Source organism: Streptomyces inhibens (assembly GCF_003389455.1).
Taxonomy (GTDB): Bacteria; Actinomycetota; Actinomycetes; order Streptomycetales; family Streptomycetaceae; genus Streptomyces; species Streptomyces inhibens.
On the sequence record NZ_QUAC01000225.1, the window covers coordinates 1 to 20,248 of the forward strand.

The 20,248-nt window shown below is 72.3% G+C and carries 19 protein-coding genes; 8 read left to right on the forward strand and 11 right to left on the reverse strand.

What is annotated here, in order from left to right; genetic code table 11:
- Positions 1-166 precede the first annotated feature (166 nt).
- Both DY245_RS28170 and DY245_RS28175 read right to left on the reverse strand, forming a co-directional pair.
- A complete protein-coding gene (locus DY245_RS28170; protein WP_128510034.1) occupies positions 167-1,180 on the reverse strand; it encodes a zinc-binding dehydrogenase in 1,014 nt (337 codons plus the stop codon).
- Positions 1,181-1,243: 63 nt separating this feature from the next.
- On the reverse strand, positions 1,244-2,446 hold the full coding sequence (locus DY245_RS28175; RefSeq protein ID WP_128510035.1) for an FAD-dependent oxidoreductase: 1,203 nt from the start codon (positions 2,444-2,446) through the stop codon (positions 1,244-1,246).
- 261 nt (positions 2,447-2,707) lie between these two features.
- Here DY245_RS28175 and DY245_RS28180 point away from each other — a divergent pair, with 261 nt between their 5' ends.
- On the forward strand, positions 2,708-3,352 hold the full coding sequence (locus tag DY245_RS28180; RefSeq protein WP_128510050.1) for a pentapeptide repeat-containing protein: 645 nt from the start codon (positions 2,708-2,710) through the stop codon (positions 3,350-3,352).
- A 55-nt stretch (positions 3,353-3,407) separates the two neighbouring features.
- On the opposite strand, the gene DY245_RS28185 is transcribed toward DY245_RS28180, so the two are convergent.
- Entirely contained in the window at positions 3,408-3,905 is a 498-nt protein-coding gene (locus DY245_RS28185; protein WP_128510036.1) for a hypothetical protein, read from the reverse strand.
- Positions 3,906-4,125: 220 nt separating this feature from the next.
- On the opposite strand from DY245_RS28185, the gene DY245_RS28190 reads away from it, so the two are divergent.
- Positions 4,126-5,454, forward strand: coding sequence for an SGNH/GDSL hydrolase family protein (locus DY245_RS28190; RefSeq protein ID WP_128510037.1), 1,329 nt, complete (start codon positions 4,126-4,128; stop codon positions 5,452-5,454).
- A gap of 67 nt (positions 5,455-5,521) precedes the next feature.
- On the opposite strand, the gene DY245_RS28195 is transcribed toward DY245_RS28190, so the two are convergent.
- On the reverse strand, positions 5,522-6,280 hold the full coding sequence (locus DY245_RS28195; RefSeq protein WP_128510038.1) for a response regulator: 759 nt from the start codon (positions 6,278-6,280) through the stop codon (positions 5,522-5,524).
- A complete protein-coding gene (locus tag DY245_RS28200; protein ID WP_128510051.1) occupies positions 6,277-7,506 on the reverse strand; it encodes a sensor histidine kinase in 1,230 nt (409 codons plus the stop codon). The genes DY245_RS28195 and DY245_RS28200 overlap by 4 nt, the downstream gene beginning before the upstream one ends.
- Positions 7,507-8,077: 571 nt before the next feature.
- Here DY245_RS28200 and DY245_RS28205 point away from each other — a divergent pair.
- Positions 8,078-8,680 carry a GlcG/HbpS family heme-binding protein gene (locus DY245_RS28205; RefSeq protein WP_128510039.1) on the forward strand — a complete coding sequence of 201 codons (603 nt, stop codon included), beginning with the start codon at positions 8,078-8,080 and terminating at the stop codon, positions 8,678-8,680.
- A 91-nt stretch (positions 8,681-8,771) separates the two neighbouring features.
- Here DY245_RS28205 and map read toward each other — a convergent pair whose 3' ends face one another.
- A complete protein-coding gene (gene map, locus DY245_RS28210; RefSeq protein WP_128510052.1) occupies positions 8,772-9,539 on the reverse strand; it encodes a type I methionyl aminopeptidase in 768 nt (255 codons plus the stop codon).
- Between the two features lie 73 nt (positions 9,540-9,612).
- On the opposite strand from map, the gene DY245_RS28215 reads away from it, so the two are divergent.
- Complete coding sequence (locus tag DY245_RS28215; protein ID WP_128510040.1) at positions 9,613-9,882, forward strand: helix-turn-helix domain-containing protein; 270 nt, start codon at positions 9,613-9,615, stop codon at positions 9,880-9,882.
- Positions 9,883-10,014: 132 nt separating this feature from the next.
- Here the strand turns inward: DY245_RS28215 and DY245_RS28220 are convergent, their stop codons facing one another.
- Complete coding sequence (locus DY245_RS28220) at positions 10,015-10,590, reverse strand: TerD family protein (protein ID WP_128510041.1); 576 nt, start codon at positions 10,588-10,590, stop codon at positions 10,015-10,017.
- Between the two features lie 203 nt (positions 10,591-10,793).
- On the opposite strand from DY245_RS28220, the gene arfB reads away from it, so the two are divergent.
- Entirely contained in the window at positions 10,794-11,222 is a 429-nt protein-coding gene (arfB, locus tag DY245_RS28225) for an alternative ribosome rescue aminoacyl-tRNA hydrolase ArfB (protein WP_128510042.1), read from the forward strand.
- 57 nt (positions 11,223-11,279) lie between these two features.
- On the opposite strand, the gene DY245_RS28230 is transcribed toward arfB, so the two are convergent.
- Entirely contained in the window at positions 11,280-11,894 is a 615-nt protein-coding gene (locus DY245_RS28230; RefSeq protein WP_128510043.1) for a flavin reductase family protein, read from the reverse strand.
- A 312-nt stretch (positions 11,895-12,206) separates the two neighbouring features.
- On the opposite strand from DY245_RS28230, the gene cdgB reads away from it, so the two are divergent.
- Together cdgB and DY245_RS28240 are read left to right on the forward strand one after the other, a co-directional pair.
- Positions 12,207-13,880, forward strand: a complete 1,674-nt coding sequence (gene cdgB / locus DY245_RS28235; RefSeq protein ID WP_128510044.1) for a diguanylate cyclase CdgB — start codon at positions 12,207-12,209, stop codon at positions 13,878-13,880.
- A 243-nt stretch (positions 13,881-14,123) separates the two neighbouring features.
- Positions 14,124-15,083 carry a carbohydrate-binding protein gene (locus DY245_RS28240; protein ID WP_128510045.1) on the forward strand — a complete coding sequence of 320 codons (960 nt, stop codon included), beginning with the start codon at positions 14,124-14,126 and terminating at the stop codon, positions 15,081-15,083.
- 30 nt (positions 15,084-15,113) lie between these two features.
- Here the strand turns inward: DY245_RS28240 and DY245_RS28245 are convergent, their stop codons facing one another.
- The 3 genes from DY245_RS28245 to DY245_RS28255 form a co-directional block, all read right to left on the reverse strand.
- Positions 15,114-16,040 (reverse strand): 1-phosphofructokinase family hexose kinase, encoded by a 927-nt coding sequence (locus DY245_RS28245; protein WP_128510046.1) that lies wholly within the window; start codon positions 16,038-16,040, stop codon positions 15,114-15,116.
- Positions 16,041-16,288: 248 nt separating this feature from the next.
- Positions 16,289-17,500 (reverse strand): N-acetylglucosamine-6-phosphate deacetylase, encoded by a 1,212-nt coding sequence (nagA, locus tag DY245_RS28250; protein ID WP_128510047.1) that lies wholly within the window; start codon positions 17,498-17,500, stop codon positions 16,289-16,291.
- Complete coding sequence (locus tag DY245_RS28255) at positions 17,500-18,456, reverse strand: ROK family protein (RefSeq protein WP_128510048.1); 957 nt, start codon at positions 18,454-18,456, stop codon at positions 17,500-17,502. The genes nagA and DY245_RS28255 overlap by 1 nt, the downstream gene beginning before the upstream one ends.
- A 228-nt stretch (positions 18,457-18,684) precedes the next feature.
- Between DY245_RS28255 and DY245_RS28260 the strand changes: the two genes are divergently transcribed.
- On the forward strand, positions 18,685-19,956 hold the full coding sequence (locus tag DY245_RS28260) for an extracellular solute-binding protein (protein ID WP_483409825.1): 1,272 nt from the start codon (positions 18,685-18,687) through the stop codon (positions 19,954-19,956).
- The last annotated feature ends 292 nt before the right edge of the window (positions 19,957-20,248 follow it).

Below are 20,248 nucleotides of genomic sequence, written 5' to 3' on the forward strand. Positions count from 1 at the left end.
AGATGGCGGTGGTGCAGTAGGGGGAGGGGCGGGGGATGAGGGCCAGGGTGGGGGCTGGGGGCCGCGGGGCTGTCCCGCGGCCCCCACCCGCTCCTTGCGGCACCGGGACGCCCACTCCCTACGGCCCCCAGGCACCCACTCCCTACGGCGCCCAGGCACCCACCCCCTACGGCACCAGGACCACCTTGCCCATCGTGCCGCGTGACTCCAGGGCGCGGTGCGCGGCGGTGGCCTCGGCCAGGGGGAAGCGCTGGACCGCCGGTACGAGCCGGCCGGCCGCCGCCTCCGCGAGCGCCGCGGTCTCCAGGGTGCGGAGCGGGTTGTCGCCGCCCGCCTTGGCCAGCATCGGCGGGCCGAGGACCGGTTCGGACGTGATCCCGCGGGCCGCCAGCTCGCCGTCCGCGAACTCCAGCGGGCCGCCCTTGAGCAGGCCGCCGGAGGACCAGCCGAAGACCAGATGGCGGCCCCCCTTGGCGAGGAGGTCGACGGCCGCGCGTCCGGGTGCGCCGCCGACCGAGTCGAAGACGAGGGTGGCGCCGGGCGCGCCACGTCCGTCGAGGAAGGCGCGGACCAGGGACGGCCAGTCGTCGTCGGTGTAGTCGACGGCGAGGTCGGCGCCCAGTTCGCGGACCCGTGCCACCTTGGCGGCGCCGCCGGCCAGGCCGATGACCGTCGCGCCGGTGTTCTTGGCGTGCTGGACGAGCAGGGTGCCGATGCCGCCGGCGGCCGCGGGGACGATCGCGATGTCGTCGGCGGTGAGGTCGGCGAAGAGCAGGATGCCCATGGTGGTGCGGCCGGTGCCGATCATGGCGACGGCCTGGCCGGCGTCCAGGCCGTCGGGGATCGGATGCAGCCGGTCGGCGGCGACGACGGCCAGTTCGGCATAGCCGCCGGGGACCATACCGAGGTGGGCGACGACACGCCGGCCGAGCCAGGCGGGGTCGGTGCCCTCGCCGAGGGCCTCGACCGTGCCGGCGACCTCGCGGCCGGGCACGGTCGGCAGCTCGGGGAGCGGTGCGGGCCCGCCCGGTCTGCCCTCGCGCAGGGCCGTGTCCAGGAGGTGGACGCCGGCCGCTGCCACGGCGATACGGACCTCACCGGGCCCCGGCCGGGGGTCCTCGACGGTCTCGTAGGTGAGGTTCTCGGCGGGGCCGAAGGTGTGCAGCCGTATCGCGTGCATGGCGGTCTCTCCTTGGGAGGCGGGGAGGATCGGTGGGTGGGTATCCGCCGCCACTGTGTTACCTCAAGCGCGGTTGAGGTCAACTCCTTCATGGCGTACGGGCGTCGGCCCGTACGGAAGCGGCGTGTGCCGCAGCGGCCCCAGGGCGAGCGAGACCGCCTCGATGGCGCTGGTGAACGACACCTCGCTCAGTACGCCGGGCGCCGCGACCTGGTCGCCCGCCAGGTAGACGCCGTATCCACGGTCGATGGCCGGCCGGTCGCGCCAGGTGGTGCCCGGCAGATCCACCGCCCCCGTACGGCCGGTGCTCAGCGCCTCCCGGCGCCAGGTGGTGCGCTCGCGCCAGTCCGGGAAGCCGGCGTCCAAGAGGCGTTCGGCGCGCGCGATTCCGTCGGCGCGCCGCTCCCCCGGCGCGATCCCGATCTGGCCCTGGAGGAGGTGCTCCCCGTGCGGCGCGAGGCCGGGGTCCTGGCAGGTGAACCGCTCGATCCAGCCGGAGAAGTCGAGCCCGGACAGCGCGAACGGGTCGCCGCGCCGGGTCCGTACGGCGAGGTCGAGCAGGACCGTACGCGCACTGCTCCAGGTGAGGCTGTCGTCCCGCAGGAGCGCGCGGGCGGAGTCGAGCTGCACGGCGACGATGACCGGGTTCTCCTCCGGGAGCGTGTCGACGCGGGCGCCGGTCTCGATGCGTACGCCGAGGTCACGCGCGCGCTGCGCCATCCGCGCGATCAGCGCGCTCCAGCCGCCGCGGACATAGCGGGCCTCGGGCAGCGGACTGGTGGTGCGGCGCAGCCGTTCCTGGACGAATGCGGCGGAGAGTGTGCCCGGGTCGTGGTGGAAGGTGGCGACGCCGACGAACTGGGCGGCGGCGTGCGCCGCCGACGCGCCGACCTGCGCGCTCGCCCAGCTGAAGAAGTCCTCGTCGACGGGGGCGTGCCGGCGGCCGCGCAGCTTCACGATGCCGAGCGGCGGCAGCCGGTGCAGGCTGCCGCGGTGGAAGAAACGCAGCCTGGTGGCTTCCCGGAGCGGCGGCACGGCGAGCGGCTTGAGCAGGCCGCGCTGGTTGAGCCAGGCCCAGTGCGGGCCTCGGTTGTAGAGGGCGTGCGGGCCGTCGTTGGTGCGGTAGGGGGCGTCGGCGGTGCGCGCGCGGCCGCCGAGAGTGCGGTGCGCCTCGTACAGGGTGACGGCGGCGCCGGCCTCGGCGGCGGAAATGGCCGCGGTCAGGCCGGCGAAACCGCCTCCGATGACGGTGATCTGGCGGGTCATGGCGGGTGCTCCTTCGGTCGGTGTGCGGGGGTGCGTGAGCGGGTGTGCAGGTGCGTGGGCGTTGCGTGGTGTGTTCGTGGAAGGGACGGGTGAGCTGCCGCGGGATGTGACATGCGGCCGATGGGTTGGTTGTTTTCGCAGGTCAGCGGCGTGCCGGGGGCGTTGTCAGTGGCGTGGTTCACGATGGGTGGTGCAGGCGCGGACGAGGGCGTGACGAGGACGGAAGGCGGTGATCGCGTGGCCGGGCGCGGTAAGGGGACGGTGCGGGCGGTGCGGCGGCCGGAGGTGCGGTTGCCGGAGCTGGTGGCGTACGACGGCGGGGAGCTGGAGCCCGAAGGGGATTACGACGGGCTGGAGTTCGCGGACGCCGACTGGGCCGGGCAGTCGGCGCGTGGCGCGCGCTTCATGGACTGCGCGGTGCGGCGCTGCACGCTCGACGAAACGGTGCTCGGCCGGGCCCGGATCATCGACAGTGTGCTGAGCGGTGTGCGCGGGGTCGGGACGGATCTGTCCCAGGCGTCACTGCGCGATGTGGAGGTGGTGGACGCCAGGCTCGGCGGGGTGCAGATGCATGGCGCGGTGCTGGAGCGGGTCGCGGTGCGCGGCGGGAAGATCGACTTCCCGAATCTGCGGATGGCGAAGCTGCGGGATGTCGCCTTCGAGGGGTGTGTGCTGGTCGAGGCGGACTTCGCGGGGGCCGAGCTGGAGCGGGTCACGTTCGACGACTGCACCCTGGCGCGGATCGACTTCAGCGAGGCACGGATGAAGGACGTCGATCTGCGCGGTGCGGCCGCGGTGGACATCGCGCGGGGGATCGAGCGGCTGTCGGGCGCGGTGATCAGCGCGCCCCAACTGATGGATCTGGCACCGGCGTTCGCGGCGCAGATAGGCGTACGGGTGGAGTGAGGGCGCTTCGGCCGTACGCCGTGTGCCGTGTGCCGTGTGCCGTGTGACGTGGCGGTCAGACGCGGGGGAAGCGGGCCTGGAGGTCCCAGATGGCGGGGTTGTCGCCGAGGCCGTCGTGCATATCGGTGAGGTCGGCGATCAGGTCGTGCAGAAAGTCGCGGGCCTCGCGGCGCAGTGCGGCGTGGTTGAAGGTGAGCGGGGCCTCGTCGGCCGGCATCCAGTCGGCGTCGACGTCCACCCACCCGAAGCGGCGCTCGAAGAGCAGCCGGTCGGGGGATTCGGTGAAGTCCAGCTCGGCGTGGATCGGGCGGGCGGAGCGGTTGCCGCGGGGGTCGGTGTCGAGCTGTTCGACGATGTCGCACAGCGCCCAGGCGAAGTCGAGGACCGGCACCCAGCCCCAGGCCGTGGACAGCTCGCGGTCCGTCTTCGTGTCGGCGAGGTAGACGTCGCCGCAGAAGAGGTCGTGGCGCAGCGTGCGCACGTCCGCGGTCCGGTAGTCCGTCTGCGGCGGATCCGGAAAGCGGCGGGAGAGGGAATAGCCGAGGTCGATCACGTCTTGATGGTGTCACGCCGGTGCGGCGGACGATCGTCCGCACCGGTCGGCCGGCCCAGGCGCCGGTCAGCAGGGGAGGGCAGATCGCACGGAGTGTGCATGTGCGCGGCGGCCGCTGATGATGCGGCGGTCGCGGACTGCGCGGCGATCACGGAGTACACGGCGCTTGTTGATCGACCGGTGTGGGCCGGTCGGAGCGCGGTGACCAGAGGGGCGGGGGATGAACATGTCTGGTTCCACGGTGAGACGTTCGGGTGTGGCGCTGCTCTCGGCGGCGGTGCTGGCGGCCCTGCCGGTGCTGCCGGTGCTGTCGGGCGGGCCCGGCGATCAGGGGGCGACGGCATACGCGGCCGAGGCGGGCGGCGGGCATGCTGAGCAGCACGCCACCGGCCGGTGGCGCGGTGGCTGGGCGGCCTCGCCGCAGTCGCCGAACGTGGCGTTCGGCCAGAACTGGTCCGAGACCGGCTTCGCACGGCAGACGGTCCGCCAGGTCGTCCGCGTCAGCACCGGCGGCTCGCAGGCCCGTATCGAGCTGTCCAACCGCTACGGCCGTACGCCGCTGAAGGTGGCCGGTGCGACGATCGCGCGTACGGGCCAGGGGGCATCGGTGCAGGCCGGGTCGGTGCGCGCGCTGACCTTCGGGGGCGGTCGGTCGGCGACCATACCGGTGGGCGGTGAGCTGGTCAGCGACGGCGTAGGGCTGAAGGTCGGTGCCCTGGAGTCGCTGACCGTCACGCTCTACCTGGACGCGCCGACCGGCCCGGCCACCTTCCATGCCCAGGCCGGGGCCACGAGCTATCGCGCGGCCGGCGACCACCACTCGGACCTCGGCGCGGGGGCCTTCACCGAGACCTCGCGGTCCTGGTACTACCTCTCGGGCGTCGAGGTCGCGGGCGGCCGGGCCGCCGCGCACCGCGACGGCGTGGTGGCCTTCGGGGACTCCATCACCGACGGCTATGGCGCCACACCCGACACCAACAGCCGCTACCCCGACGAGCTGGCCGAGCGATTCGCCGCCGCCGGACGGCCGCGCAGCGTCGTCAACCAGGGGATAAGCGGAAACCAGCTCACCAATGACACGAGCTGGGCCGGTGAGAAGGCCGTGGCCCGCTTCCGGAAGGACGTACTCAACGAGCCGAATGTGGGCACGGTCATCGTGCTGGAAGGCATCAACGACATCGGCGCGAGCGAATGGCCGGACCTCCCGGGCGGCCCGACCCCGGACGTCTCGGTCGGGCAACTGATCGCCGCACAGCGCGAGTTGATACGCGAAGCGCACGCCAAGGGCATCAAGGTGATCGGCGCGACGCTGACGCCGTTCAAGGGGGCCGCGTATTACACCGAGCGCGGCGAGATCAAGCGCGATGCGCTCAACGACTGGATACGCACCTCCGGTGAGTTCGACGGGGTGCTCGACCTGGACCGCGCACTGTCCGACCCCGCCGACCGGGACCGGATGGCGGCCGCGTACGACGTCGGCGACCATCTGCACCCGAACGACGCCGGATATCGCGCAATGGCCGAGGCGGTCGACCTCAGCACGCTCTGACGGGTCTGCGTCGGGGCGGCCTGACGGGTCTGCCCCGTGGTGGCCGAGCTTCTGCACACGGTCCGTCTCAGGGCAGCAGTCGCTGTTCCTTGGCGACGGAGACCGCGCCGGCGCGGGTGTCCACGCCGAGCTTGTCGTAGATGCGGCCCAGGTGCGTCTTGACCGTGGCCTCGCTGATGAACAGGGCGCGGGCGATCTCGCGGTTGCTCAGCCCGCGCGCGAGCTGGCCGAGGATGTCGAGTTCCCGGTCGGTGAGGGTGGGGCGCGGGCTGCGCATCTGGGCCAGGACGCGATGGGCGACCGGGGCGGAGAGCGTGCTGCGGCCCTGGGCCGCGGCGCGGATCGCCGAGAACAGCTCCTCCGGCCGCTCGGCCTTGAGGAGGTAACCGGTGGCACCGGCCTCGATGGCGCGGGTGATGTCGGCGTCGGTGTCGTAGGTGGTCAGCACGAGGACGTGGGGGGTGGCGCGGTCGCGGTCGGCGCCAGCCCGGCCGGTCTCTGGGCGGCCGGTCTCTGGGCGACCGGTTTCGGGGCGACCGGTCTCGGGACGTTCCGTCTCGGGGTGGTCCGGCCTGAGGCCGGTGATCCGTCGGGTGGCTTCGATGCCATCGATACCGGAGCCGAGCTGGAGATCCATCAGGACGACGTCGGGGCGGAGCTTGGCGGCCATCACCACGGCCTCCTCGCCGTTGCCGGCCTCGCCGATGACCTCGATGCCGTGGGCGCTGCTGAGCAGGGCGAGCAGCCCGGCGCGTACGACGGCATGGTCGTCGCAGAGCAGGACGCGTACGGGGGAGTGCGCGGGTTCGGCGGCGGAGGGGGTCATGGGGTGCGCTCCAGGGGGACGGCGGCGGACAGGACGGTGCCCTCGCCCGGCGCGGATTCAATGGTGAGGGTGCCGCCGAGCTGCCGCATCCGGGCGTGCATGGCGGGCAGGCCATGACCGCGTACGCGCCGCCCGGAGGCGGGTGGGGAGGCCGGGGTGGCCGGTGGCGGGGTGAAACCGCGGCCGTCGTCGGCGATGTCCAGGACGACCTGGTCGCCGAGGTAGGTGAGGGTCAGGGTGACGGTGGTCGCGGCGGCGTGCTCACGGACGTTCGCGAGCGCGCCCTGCGCGATACGCAGCAGCGCGGACTGCACCCGGTCGGGGAGCGGAGCGGGCGCGCCGTCCTGGTGGAAGCGGACGCTCGGCGCCGCCCCGGTGGCGGAGCCGCCGGCCGCCGCCCCGGTGTCGAGCACTTCGCCGTTCCCCGCCCCCGACTCGCTCGTACGCGTGGCGAGTTCGCGGAGGGCCTCGGGGAGGGAGGTGCCGTCGGCGAGGTCGGCGGGGGCCAGGTCGTGGACGAAGCGGCGGGCCTCGGCGAGGTTGCGGGCGGTGATCTCCGTGGCCGTACGGATATGGCCGCGGGCGGTGGCCGGGGCGGAGTCCCAGATGCGGTCGGCGGCCTGGAGCAGCATCTGCTGGCTGGACAGTCCCTGGGCGAGGGTGTCGTGGATCTCCATCGAAAGCCGCTGCCGCTCGGCGAGCGTGCCCTCGCGCCGCTCCGTGGCGGCCAGTTCGCGACGGGTGCGGATCAGATCGTCGATCAATGCGCGCTGGCGGGCGGCCTGCCGCTCCATATGGACGAACACGGTGGTGGCGAGGGCGGCGACGGCCGGCGGGGCCAGCACCAGATTCGGGTCGAAGCCGGTGGACAGCCGTAGTTGGGCGACCACGACGAACGCGGTGAGCAGGCCCACGAGCAGCGAAGCCGCGCCGGCCGGCAGCGTACGCAGGCCCGTATAGAACAGCGGCACCGCGCACCAGGCGAAGCTCGGCGCGAGGAGTACGAGGACGACCCAGGTCGCGACGACCGCACCCAGCCAGAGCAGCCGGCGGGCGGTGGGCCGCCGTTCGTCGTGTGGACGGGAGCCGAGGGCCGGGCCCAGGACGTAGAGGAGGGCGAGCGCGAGGCTGAGGGCGATGATCCACGGGGTGCGGGGTTCGCCGGGGTGCCGGATCAGGAAGCGGGAGAGCGAGGCGCCGAGCAGCAGGAAGAACGCGAGGTGCATGACCGGGCCCAGCCAGCGGGCGTCCGGATTCGGGTCCCGGTCGGCCGGGCCCTGGTCCGCAGTCGGCCCCTGGTCCGCAGCCGGGCCCCGGTCCGCAGTCGGCCCCTGGTCCGCAGTCGGGCCCCGGTGCGTGCTGCTGTCCGCCGCCGGATCCCGGTGCGGGCCTTGCGGCCCGTCCGCCGGTGGGGGCTGCTGGCTGGTGTGCACGTGGATCTCCTTGGGGCTCTCCGGTGAGCCGGGTTCCGGGTTCGGCCGTGCGCCCGGGCTCGTGACGGGGGCCCGCGGTCGGCGACCCGCCCCTCAGCCGTAGCCCGCGGCGATGACCCCGTAGTCGTAACCCGGGCGGAGAGCGGCCCGCATCAACCGATCGGCCGACACCGGTATCCCCCATCATGCACGGCCATCGGGGCCGGATCGCCGACCCGCGCGGGCCCGCTCTCCTTCGACGATGGGGACGTACAGCGAGGCGCCGGAAGGCAGTGAGCCGCCGGACGGCACTGCCCTCGCCGTCCTCCACCCCCCCAGCCGTTACGCACTCCCCAACCTCTCCCCGCCTCAAGGAGCCCAGGTCATGCAGCCCCTCACGAAGAAGATGTCCATCCGCGCCCGTGTGGTCACCGGTGCCGCCGCGTTCGCGCTGGTCGGCGCGGGCACCTTCGGCGCCGTCTCCGCGACCGCCGCACCCTCGCCGACTGCCGCCTCGCCGGCTGACGCCGCGCAGCCCGCCACCGCTGGTGCCGCCGCCGCCTCCGACGCCGGCGGCAAGAACCTCACCCGCACCACCCACCTCACCCTCGACGCCGCCACCAAGGCCGCCCAGGCTGTGCTGGACGCCGCGAAGAAGGCGGGCCAGAAGGTCTCGGTCGCCGTCGTGGACCGCAGTGGCACCACCCTTGTGCAGCTGCGTGGCGATGGCGCCGGCCCGCAGTCGTACGAGTCGGCCGTGAAGAAGGCGTTCACCGCCGTCTCCTGGAATGCCCCGACCTCCGAGCTGGTCAAGCGACTCGACCAGGCGCCCACGCTCAAGGACATCCCGGGCACCCTCTTCCTGGCGGGCGGCGCCCCGGTCCAGGCCCAGGGCGCGCCGATCGCGGGGATCGGTGTCGCGGGCGCCCCGAGCGGAGCCCTGGACGAGCAGTTCGCCCAGGCCGGCGCGCACGCACTCGCCGAGTAGCCGCCCCGCGCCCCAGCCCGGAAGCCGGTAGCCGGCGCGGCCCCCGCCCCACCCCCACACCCCCTACGGCATCCACCCCCCTACGGCGCCCCTACGGCATCGTCAGCACCCGCGGCCCCTCATCCGTCACCGCCACCGTGTGCTCGAAGTGGGCGGCGCGTCCGGCGTCCATGGTGCGCAGGGTCCAGCCGTCGTGGTCCGTGTAGTAGCCGTTCGTGCCGCCGGCGAGGAACATCGGCTCGATGGCGATGACCAGGCCGTGGCGCAGGACGAAGCCACGGTTCGGGCGGCCCTTGTTGGGGACCGGCGGGTCCTCGTGCATCTGGCGGCCGATGCCGTGTCCGCCGAAGTCGTCGGGGATGCCGTAGCCGGCGGCGCGGCCGATGCCGCCGATCGCATGGGAGATGTCGCCGATCCGGGCGCCGACCACGGCGGCCGCGATGCCCGCCGCCAGCGCCTGTTCCGTGACGTCCATGAGCCGCTGGTCCTCGGGGCGTGCGGTGCCGACGGCGAAGCTGACGGCCGCGTCGCCGGCCCAGCCGTCCACCACGGCGCCGCAGTCGATGCTCACCAGGTCGCCGTCGCGCAGCCGGGAGTTGTCCGGGATGCCGTGCACGATCGCGTCGTTGACGGAGGCGCAGATGACGGCGGGGAAGGGGGTGGAGGCGAAGGACGGGCGGTAGCCGAGGAACGGCGAGGTGGCGCCGGCCTCGTCCAGCACCGTGCGGGCGACCTCGTCCAGCTCCAGCAGCCGCACGCCGGGGGCGGCCGCGGCACGTACCGCGGCCAGCGCGTCGGCGACGACCCGGCCGGCCACTCGCATCGCGTCCAGCGCCGCATCCGTCTTGATCTCCACCATGAGTACGTCCTCCATCCACCCGCATCCGGTATTTGTTTACCGGTATTTATTTACCGGTATTAGTATCACGGGCATGGTGCGAACTCCACTGACCCCTTGGGAACGTGAACGCGGTGAGCGGCTCGGCGCGCTGCTGCGTGCGGCGCGCGGCGAGCGGAGCATGGTCGAGGTCGCGGCCGTGGCGGGACTGTCCGCCGAGACGCTGCGGAAGATCGAGACCGGGCGGGCGCCGACCCCGGCGTTCTTCACGGTCGCCGCGCTGGCCGGCGCGCTCGGCCTGTCGCTGGACGAGGTGGCGGTGCTGGCCGCGCCACCCGAAGCGGCCGAGGACGCGGTGGCCTGAGCGGGGCCGCCCCGAGCCGCCGCGCCCCGAAACGCGCCGAGGGCCGGCCCCCCATTGGGGACCGACCCTCCGCTGCGCTGAATGCGCCGAAGCCCAGCGCTACTCAGGCGCTGCTCCGGCAGTACTCAGGTCTCAGACGTTGACGCCGAAGTCCTGCGCGATGCCGACGAGGCCCGACGCGTAACCCTGGCCCACGGCGCGGAACTTCCACTCCGCGCCGTTGCGGTAGAGCTCACCGAAGACCATCGCGGTCTCGGTGGCCGCGTCCTCGCTGAGGTCGTAGCGGGCGATCTCCGTGCCGCCGGCCTGGTTGATGATGCGGATGAAGGCGTTCCGCACCTGGCCGAAGTTCTGGCTGCGGTTCTCGGCGTCGTAGATGGAGACCGGGAACACGATCTTGTCGATGTCGGCCGGCAGGGCCGCCAGGTTGACGTTGATCTGCTCGTCGTCGCCCTCGCCCTGGCCGGTGACGTTGTCACCCGTGTGGACGATCGACTGGTCCGGCGTGGCCTTGTTGTTGAAGAAGACGAAGTGCTGGTCCGAGTAGACCTTGCCGCTCGGGTTGACCGCGATCGCGCTCGCGTCGAGGTCGAAGTCCGTGCCGGTGGTGGTGCGGACGTCCCAGCCAAGGCCGACCGTGACGGCGGTCAGGCCCGGTGCCTCCTTGGTGAGCGAGACGTTGCCACCCTTGGACAGGCTTACAGCCATGGGATGTCCCTTTCCTTGTCGACTCGTCGAAGCGTCGGGCTCCGTACTGCGCACGAAGCTACCGTCACCCACCACAACGTCATCAGGGGACCGCGAGGTTCCAGCTGTCTTTACTCTCTTTGCCGAATCCTGATGCGGACGGCACCGCAAGTGCCCCGAAAAGCGGGTGACGGGGCGCCTTGGCACGCGGGATCATAGGACTCATGTCCGGGCCCTATGTCATCCGCGGTTCGGTCGTCCTTCCAGAGGCCGAGCTCGTATGGCGCTTCTCGCGGTCCTCAGGTCCGGGCGGCCAACATGTCAACACCAGCGACAGCCAGGTCGAGCTGCGCTTCGACCTCCTCAAGACGGAGGCGCTGCCGCCGGTGTGGAAGGAGCGCGCCCTGGAGCGGCTGGCGGGTCGGCTGGTCGACGGTGTGCTGTCCGTACGGGCCTCCGACCACCGCTCCCAGTGGCGCAACCGCGAGACCGCGGCCGTCCGGCTGACCGCCCTGCTCGCGGAGGCCACCGCGCCGCCGCCCAAGCCGCGCCGCAAATCGCGGATCCCACGGGGCATCAATGAGCGGCGGCTGCGGGAGAAGAAGCAGCGCGGCGATACCAAGCGCGGCCGCTCGGGCCGCGACTGGGGCTGAGCCCGGGCCCTGGGCCCCCCACCGGCAACCCGCACCCGGCACCCGCAGCCCCGCCCCTCACCCCAACTGCCGGTACTTCCCGCGGAAATACGTCAGCGGTCCGTCGTCCTCGTTCGGGATCGTCGTGGCCAGTACGCGCGCGATGACGAGCGTGTGGTCACCGGCCACGACCCGCTGCTCGGTGCGGCACTCCAGTGTCGCCAGCGCGCCGCCGACGAGCGGCGCCCCGGATGCTTCGCCCCGTACGTGGGGAATGTCCTCGAAGAGCAGTCGGTCGCTGATGCGGCCCTTCATCGCGAATCGTCCGGCAATCTGCCGTTGGTGCCCCGACAGTACCGATACGGCCCACAGTGGCTGGAGCTCCAGCAGGTCGTCCATCCGTGAGTCGTTGCGAACGCTCACCATCACGAGCGGCGGGTCGAGGGATACGGACAGGAACGCCGTGGCGGTCATGCCGACGTCCTCGCCGCGCGGCCCGTCGTCCGGGTCGTGGGCGGTGATCAGCACCACGCCGGCGGCGAGGCGGGACAGGGCGGCGCGGAACTCGTCGTCACTCACCCCAACAGAATGCGGGATCGATGCGTCGCCCGGCACGGATGCGGGGGCGACGACGGGTGTGGCTTGAGTGGCGGGTCCGGCGGTCGCCGTCTCGGCGGGGATTTTCGTGAACACGACATGCACGCTAACTTCGACCGCCCCCGGCTCGCATCGGGCCCTGGGACCACTCGCGTCCTAGGTCTGACGGCGGAGGCCCCCAACTCTCGGAATTTGCGTTCAGGAAGTGTAGAAAGAGTGAAGGCACGCTCCGGTGGCGGGCCTGCGGGTGACCGCCAACACTCGCTCACGGTCTGTGACTTGAGTCACAGCAGGCGCTAATTGTTGACCCTGTGTACCGAGTGAACAGCTCACTGTGATTCAGTGAGCGTGGAATCGGACGACAAAGAATCGTGGAGTTTGCTGTCGAGGTCTCAGGGAGAGCGAGCGATGGAGACCGAGTCGGAGCCATACGTCCGTCTTGCGACCCTGCGGCAGCTGCACCAAGTGGTCGCCGAGCTGAATACCGCACGTAGCCTTGCGGACACCTTGCAGACAGTCGCCGACGGCGCCATCAACGGGCTCGGCTATGAGCTGGCCGCGGTCAATCTCGTCCGCCCCGACGGCGATCTCGTCGTCGCCGCGGTCGCCGGCAGCGCGGGCGCCGAGGCGCTGATGGCCGGGCGGGTCGGCTCCCGCTCCTCCTGGGAACGCCGGCTGTCCATGGGCGAGCGGTGGGGCGAGCTGTGCTTCATCCCGCACACCGAGGGCTGGGTGCTGGATGACGACGACGTACCGCAGTGGCACACGGCCGGCCCCGCACCCCGGTTCCCCGACGAGTGGCACCCCATGGACCGCCTCTTCGCGCCCATGTACACGGCGGCCAACGGCAGCGGAGAGCTGCTCGGAGTGATCTCCGTCGACCGGCCGCGCAACGGCCGGCGGCCCGGCGCCTGGGGCCAGGAAGCCCTGCAGATGTACGCCTTCCAGTCCGCCATCGCGATCAGCAACGCCCGGCTGCGGGCGAACATGCAGCGCGCACTGGTCCGGCTGGAGCGTGAGCAGCAGGCGCTGCGCGCCAGCGAGGAGAGCTTCCGCCAGGCGTTCGAGTACGCGCCGAGCGGGATGGCCGTCGCCGAAATGGGCGGTGACCAGCACGGACGGCTGCTGCGCACCAACGACGCACTGTGCCGGCTGCTGGGCCGCCCGGCGTCCGGGATGCGCCGCTACTCCTTCTCCGACCTCGTCCACCCCGAGGACATCGGCACGCTGCTGCGCACCTCCGCCGAGGGCGGCCGCGCCGAGCTGCGGCTGGCCCGGCGGGACGGCACCTACGTGTGGGTCTCGCTGCGCAACTCCGTCGTCGCCGACACCGCCGACGGCCCCCGTTTCCTGCTCACCCACGTCGAGGACATCGAGGAGCGCAAGCGGCACGAGCTCCAGCTCGCGCACCGCGCCAGCCATGACTCGCTGACCGGGCTGCCCAACAGCGCCGAGCTGCGGGCCCGGCTCGGCGCCCGGCTGTGCTCCCGCCCGGCGGGCTCGATGGCGGATGCGTACGCCTCCGCGGCCGGCGCCGGAGACCCCCGTGATCCGCACGGCTTCCGCGCGAACGGGAAGGAGCCGTTCGACGGGATCGACGGCTTCGAGGGCAAGGCCCCGGTCCCGTTCGATCACCATGTCCACCTCGTCGCACCCCCGGACGGGCCGGCCGACGACGGCTCCAAGGGGCTCGCGGTCCTCTTCTGCGACCTCGACGGCTTCAAGTCGATCAACGACCGCTTCGGGCACAACACCGGTGACGCGGTGCTGATCGAGGTCGCCCGCCGGCTGACCAGCGGCGTCCGGGACGGCGATACGGTCGCCCGGCTCGGCGGCGACGAGTTCGTGGTGCTCGCCGACGGCCTCGGCACGGCCGATGCCCAGGACCTCGCGGTCCGGCTGCGGAACGCGATCATCCCGCCGATCCGGGTGGAGGGCCGGGCCGTCCGGGTGGGCGCCAGCTTCGGCATCGGCTGGGCGAGCTGCGGAATGTCGGCCGAAGAGGTGCTGGAGTCGGCCGACCAGCGGATGTACGTCGAGAAGCGGTCCCGGTCCAAGGCCAATCGGCGGGCGGCGGGCTGAGCGGTCCACGCAGCGGTGCCGCGTATCTCACATCCGCGGCCCGCCGGCCCCCGCACCAGCAGTTCACCGATCCGTAGCGATCTTGTGGCCCTCCGGGCTCGGTGTGCCAAGGCCTCGAGGGGGTAGGCTGCGCCGATGCGGCGCGGCGCCGCCGGGGGCCCGAAGACAGTTCGCGCAGCAGATGTCTGCGAACGCGTACAGACGCGTACATGACGCGCACAGATCGCTTGGGAGTGACACGGAATGACGGCCGGCAACAACGGCGCGGACACGCCGGAGAACGACGACCCGTTCGCCTATCTCTACCGCTCGGAAGGCGGCGAAGGCGGCGCACCGGGCTCGGCGGGCGACGGTGCGGCGGCGCGGCAGCCGGGGGTTCCGCGTACGTCCTACAACCAGGTGCGCGCGGTCGGCCAGCGCCAGTACGGCCAGCAGGCCCCGCAGCAGATCACCTACGGCCAGCAGAACGCCCACTACGCCGCCCCCGAGGCTTTGCATCCGGAGGCTTTGAACAGAGCAAAGGCGGAGCGCAGCGGAGCGCTGCCCGGCGGCGACCGCACCCGTCCCGTCGCGGCCCCGGGCCACGGCGGCCAGGAGCCCCGCCGTCGCAACGGCCTGCTGATCGGCGCCGTCGCGGTGGTCGCGGTGGTCTGCATAGGCATCGGTGTCGCGATGCTCACCAACGGCAACGACGCCAAGAACACCGACGCGGGCAAGCCGGGACCGACGGCCGGTGATTCGGTGGCCCCCAACAAGAGCAAGCCGACCACCAAGCCCACCCCCGGAGAGCTGCCCAAGGAGGACGCGGGCAGCCTGCGGCTCGACGGCGGTGCGACCACCGCGAAGGACGTCCAGGGCGCGCGGACGTCCGGCGGGACGTATGTGGCGGGCATGAACACCCCCGGTGCGTCGGTCACTTGGACGGTGAATGTCGAAGCGGCCGGCAAGTACAAGTTCTATGTCGGCTACGGCGTGCCCGGCAAGGACGCCAACCTCACGCTGAACGTGAACGGCAAGGCGGACACCCGGCCGGTGAACATGGGGAACTTCGCGGGCGCCCCGGACGGCGCCTGGGACAAGGGCTGGACCAAGACCTGGTCGTATGTGCAGCTCACCAAGGGCACCAACACCGTCAAGCTGTCCTGCGAGACCGGCAATCAGTGCAATGTGAACCTGGACAAGGTCTGGCTGGCCAAGGGCTGACGCCCCGGCGGGCCTGAACGGCCGGCCGGCTCACGCCGCCGCCGGATGATCCGTCACCACCACACGCGACAGCAGCTCTTCGTACGTCGCCACGTCGAACTCGCCCGCCGCCGGGGCCCGTACGGTCGCGGCGGAGAGGGCCACCGCGCGGGTCAGCCGGTCCGGCCAGGGGAGTTCCTCGACCAGGCCCGAGAGCAGACCGGCCACCGCCGAGTCGCCGGCGCCGGTCGGGTTGCCGGCGATGCGCCAGGGCGGGGCGGCCTGCCAGGCGCCGTCGGCGGTGACCGCGAGTATGCCGTCCGGGCCCAGTGAGGCGGCCACCGCATGGGCGCCGCGGCGGCGGGCGTCGCGGGCGGCGCGCAGCGGTTCGGTGCTGCCGGTGAGGGCGGCGAGTTCATCGGCGTTGGGCTTGGCGAGGTCGGGGCGGGCGGCCAGTCCGCGGCGCAGCGGCTCGCCGCTGGTGTCGAGGAGCACCGGGACGCCGGCGGTGCGCGCGGCGCGGGTCAGCCGGGCGTAGACATCGACCGGGACGCCCGGCGGGAGGCTGCCGCACAGCGCCACCGCCCGTGCCCCGCCCAGCAGTTCGCGGTAGGTGCCGAGGAAGGTGTCCCATTCGGCGGGGGAGACGGTGGGGCCCGGTTCGTTGAGCTGGGTGGTGTCGCCGGTGGTCTCGTCGACGACGGCGACGGTGCGGCGGGAGGCGCCGCCGACCGGGACCAGGGCGTCGGTGACGTCGGTCTCGGCGAGCAGGGCGCGCAGTGCGTCGCCGGTGCCGCCGCCCGCGAAGCCGGTGGCGACCGTACGGTGGCCGAGCGCGGCCAGTACGCGGGCGACGTTCAGGCCCTTGCCGCCGGGGCGTTCGGACACCTCGGTGATCCGGTTCGTGCTGTGCGGACGGAGCCGGGGAACGCGATAGGTGATGTCCAGGGCGGCGTTCAGCGTGACCGTAAGGATCATGGTCGCCCCTCCGGGCAAGTCATGGCCGGGCGGCCGTCGGTCTGGCAACCGCGCGCGGCGGCGGCATACGGACAAGTGCGCGAGCGATCATGCCATCGCCGGTGGTGGTTGGCCTAGGGCGTGCCAGGCGTCGCGGCCCCGGGCTGGCCCGTAAGACACGCCCTAGACCCGGGCCAACCACCGTGTGACGCACGGCCTACCTGGAGGGGCGGCAGGCTGCGTAGTTGGTCCGCTGTGGTTGCGGAGCGTCAGGCGCCCGGGGGGCGTACCAGCCACTCGCCCCGGCGCATGACGCCCACCAGGTCGTATGCCGGATCCAGCACCACCAGGTCGGCGTCCTTGCCGGTCTGCAGGGAGCCGACCCGGTCGTCGATGCCCAGGAGGCGGGCCGGGTTGGCCGAAAGGGCGCGTATGGTCTGGTCGATCGTCAGGCCGTCGACGGTGACGGCACGTCGGAAGGCGCGGTCCAGGGTGAGCGTGGAGCCGGCGATGGAGCCGGCCGTCGGGCCGTCGCTGATCCGTGCGACGCCGTCCTTGACCTCGACCCGCATCGGGCCGAGCGGATACATCCCGTCGTTCATGCCGGCCGCGCCCATGGCGTCCGTGATGAAGGCGACCCGTTCGGCGCCCGCCTCGCGGACCGCCAACTGCAGGATCGAGGGGTGCAGATGGGTGCCGTCGTTGATCAGCTCGACGGTGATCCGCTCGTCCTCCAGGAGGGCGGCGACCGGGCCGGGGGCGCGGTGGCCCAGTGCGGGCATCGCGTTGAAGAGGTGGGTGGCGACGGTGGCGCCCGCTTCGATGGCCTGGCGGGTGGCGTCGTAGGAGGAGTCGGTGTGGCCGACGGCGGCGATCACGCCGGCGTCCGCGAGCAGCCGTACGGACTCCAGGCCGCCGGGCAGTTCGGGGGCGAGGGTCATCATCGCCGCGGTGCCGTGCGCGGCGTCGATGAGCTTGCGGACGTCGGACGGGTCCGGGTCGCGCAGCAGCCCCGGCTGGTGGGCGCCGCAGCGGTCCGGGGAGATGAACGGGCCCTCGAAGTGGATACCGGCCAGCTCGCCCTGCTGGACGAGTTCGGCGAGCACCGCGGCCTGCCGGGCGAGGTCGGCCAGCTCGCCGGTGACGGTGGAGGCGACCATCGAGGTGGTGCCGTGCCTGCGGTGGGTGTCGACGACGGTCATGCACTCGTCGGGGTCGGCGGACGAGAAGGAGCCGCCGCCTCCACCATGGACGTGCATATCGACGAAGCCGGGCACGATGAGATGGCCCGAGAGGTCCACGACGCTTTCGCTGCCGCCCTCTTCGAGGTCGGCGTCGCGGCTGCGGATGGCGGCGATCCGGCTGCCCTCGATGGTCAGCCGGCCGGTCTCGACAACGCCGGACGGCCGGGCGATCCGGGCGCCGGCCAGGACGGTGCGTCGGGGGTCCGAGGGCCGTTGCGCGGACTGTTGCTGTGCCATCAGGCGGTTACCTCCGTGGAGAGAAGATCCCAGGCGAGCAGTCCTGCGCCCAGGCACCCGGCGGCGTCCCCCAGGGCCGCCGGAACGATCGAGGGGAGCCGCTGGAACGTAACGCGTCGGCGGACCGCTTCCCGCAGAGGTGTGAACAGCGTGTCGCCCGCCTCGGCGAGCCCGCCGCCGATGATCAGCGTCTTCGGGTCGAGCAGGGTGAGCCCGGTGACCAGACCGTCGGCGAGCGCGTCGACGGCGTTGTGCCACACGGTGTGGGCGCGTGCGTCGCCGGACTCCACGGCCTTGGCCGCGTCCGCCGCGCTGGCCTGCGGATCGCCGCAGGCCGCCGCCCAGTCACGGCCGACCGCGGCGGCCGAGGCCAGCGTCTCCAGACAGCCGCGCTGCCCGCAGCCGCACGCCCGCCCACCGGGCCGTACGACGATGTGGCCGATCTCGCCGGCGCTGCCGTGCGCACCGGCCTCGATCCGGCCGCCGATGCCGATGGCGCCCGCGATGCCGGTGCCCAGCGGCACGAACAGAAAGCGGTCGGCGTCCTGGCCGGCACCGATCCGGCCCTCGGCCAGGCCGCCGGTGCGTACGTCGTGGCCGAGGGCGACCGGCACCCCGCCGAGCCGTTCGGACAGCAGCGCCCGCATCGGTACGTCCCGCCAGCCGAGGTTCGCGGCGTAGACGGCGGTGCCCGACCGCTCGTCGACGATGCCGGGGACCGCGACGCCGGCAGCCAGGGCGGGGGCGCCGAAGCGTGCCGTGCCGAGGTCGCGGAGCTCGGCGGCGAAGTCGAGGATGGCCTCGACGACCGCGTCGGGGCCGCGCTCGCGGCCGGTGGGGCGCCGCGCCTCGTACAGCAGAACGGGGGGCGTCCTTCCGGTCGGCGCGGCATCCACCCCTACGAGGGCGGCTTTCATCCCGGTGCCGCCCACATCAAGGGCGATGACGTGTCTCACGGGAACAGTTTTGCGCGATCCGCCCTGAAAGGTCTAGTCCACTCACCGTGCGGATCGTGCGGGGGACCTGCGGGAAGGCCGATTCCGAAGGGAGAGGGGGGGGTGGTGTAGACCTTGTAAAGAACGCACGAGAGACTCGCCGTTCATGCTGTTCGAGGGCGATCCCCGAGACGGCGGGGCATGGCCCGGCAAGAACACAGAATTTCGGCACAAAAGGCGGCAAAAGCGGTGCAGCGGCGGTACTTGAGCCTGGCGGCGGCGACAATCGCCACGTCCATGACACTGACTCTTACCGGCTGCGGCAGCGGCTCGGGCAGCGACGGCGAGGTCACCCTCAAGCTGATCGCGGCGGATTACGGCGACAGCAGGTCCAACGGTTCCCAGCACTACTGGGACCAGCTCGCCCGCGCCTTCGAGAAGAAGAACCCCGACATCAAGATCGATGTCCAGGTCTACAGCTGGACGGACGTCGACAAGAAGGTCGAGAACCTGGTCAAGGACGGCCACGCCCCGGACCTCGCGCAGATAGGCGCGTACGCCGACTACGCCGCCAAGGGCAAGCTCTACAGCGCCGACGAGCTGCTCTCCATCCCCACCCAGGCCGACTTCACCACCTCCCTCGCGGAGGCCGGCGAGTACCACCGGGTGCAGTACGGCATGCCCTTCGGCGCCAGCACCCGGCGGCTCTTCTACAACAAGAAGCTGTTCGCCCAGGCCGGCATCACCGCCCCGCCGCAGAGCTGGAACGACATCGCCCGCGACGCCCAGCTGCTCAAGGCGCACGGCGTGAAGATGCCGTTCGCGCTGCCGCTCGGCCCGGAGGAGACCCAGGCCGAGACGCTGATGTGGCTGCTCAGCGGTGGCGGTGGCTACACCGACAGCATCGGCAAGTACCGGATCGACTCCCGCGAGAACATCAAGACCTTCAACTGGCTCAAGGACGACCTCGTCGGCAAGGGCCTGACCGGCACCGACCCCGCCAAGCTCAACCGCGAGGACGCCTTCCAGGCCTTCACCGAGGGCAAGGTCGGCATGCTCAACGGCCACCCCACCCTGATGAAGCAGGCCGAGGACAAGGGCATCGACTACGGCACCGTCGAGCTGCCCGGCATCAACGGCAAGGCCAAGGCCACCATGGGCGTCGCCGACTGGATGATGGCCTTCAAGCAGGGCGGCCACCGTGCCGAGGTCGGCAAGTTCCTGGACTTCGTCTACAGCGCGAAGAACGTCGAGGAGTTCTCCGGCGAATACGGCCTGCTGCCGGTCACCACCTCCGCCTCCCAGGCGATGCTCGCCGACGACAAGTACAGCAAGCTGCACGGCTTCCTCAAGCAGCTCGCCACCGCCGAGTTCTATCCCGCGAACAAGACCTCCTGGCCCATGGTCTCCAAGACCATCAAGGCCAGGATGGGAGCCGCGGTCGGCCCGAGGGGCAATCCGGCCGGTGTGCTCACCGACCTCCAGAACATGGCGGACACGGCGGACAACGCGGCCCAATGACGGTGTGCGGACGGATGCCGGCGGTACCTCCCGGCGAGAGCCGGGGGAGGGCGTACGGGCAGGTGCGCGGGCGTACGGCGGCCGGGGTGATGGGCCGGGCATTGTCCGACCGTGCGCTTATCGTGGAAGCGTGATGGCGGGCAGTACGCAGGACACGGGCGGGGCGGAGGGCAGCGGCCCCTCGGCCGGTGCGGGCGCTTCTGCCGGTCCGGGCGCTTCCGGCGTTCCGGCCGGTCCGGGCGCTCCGGCCGCCGGTCCGGGTGCTCCGGCCGCCGATGCGGGCGCTCCGGCC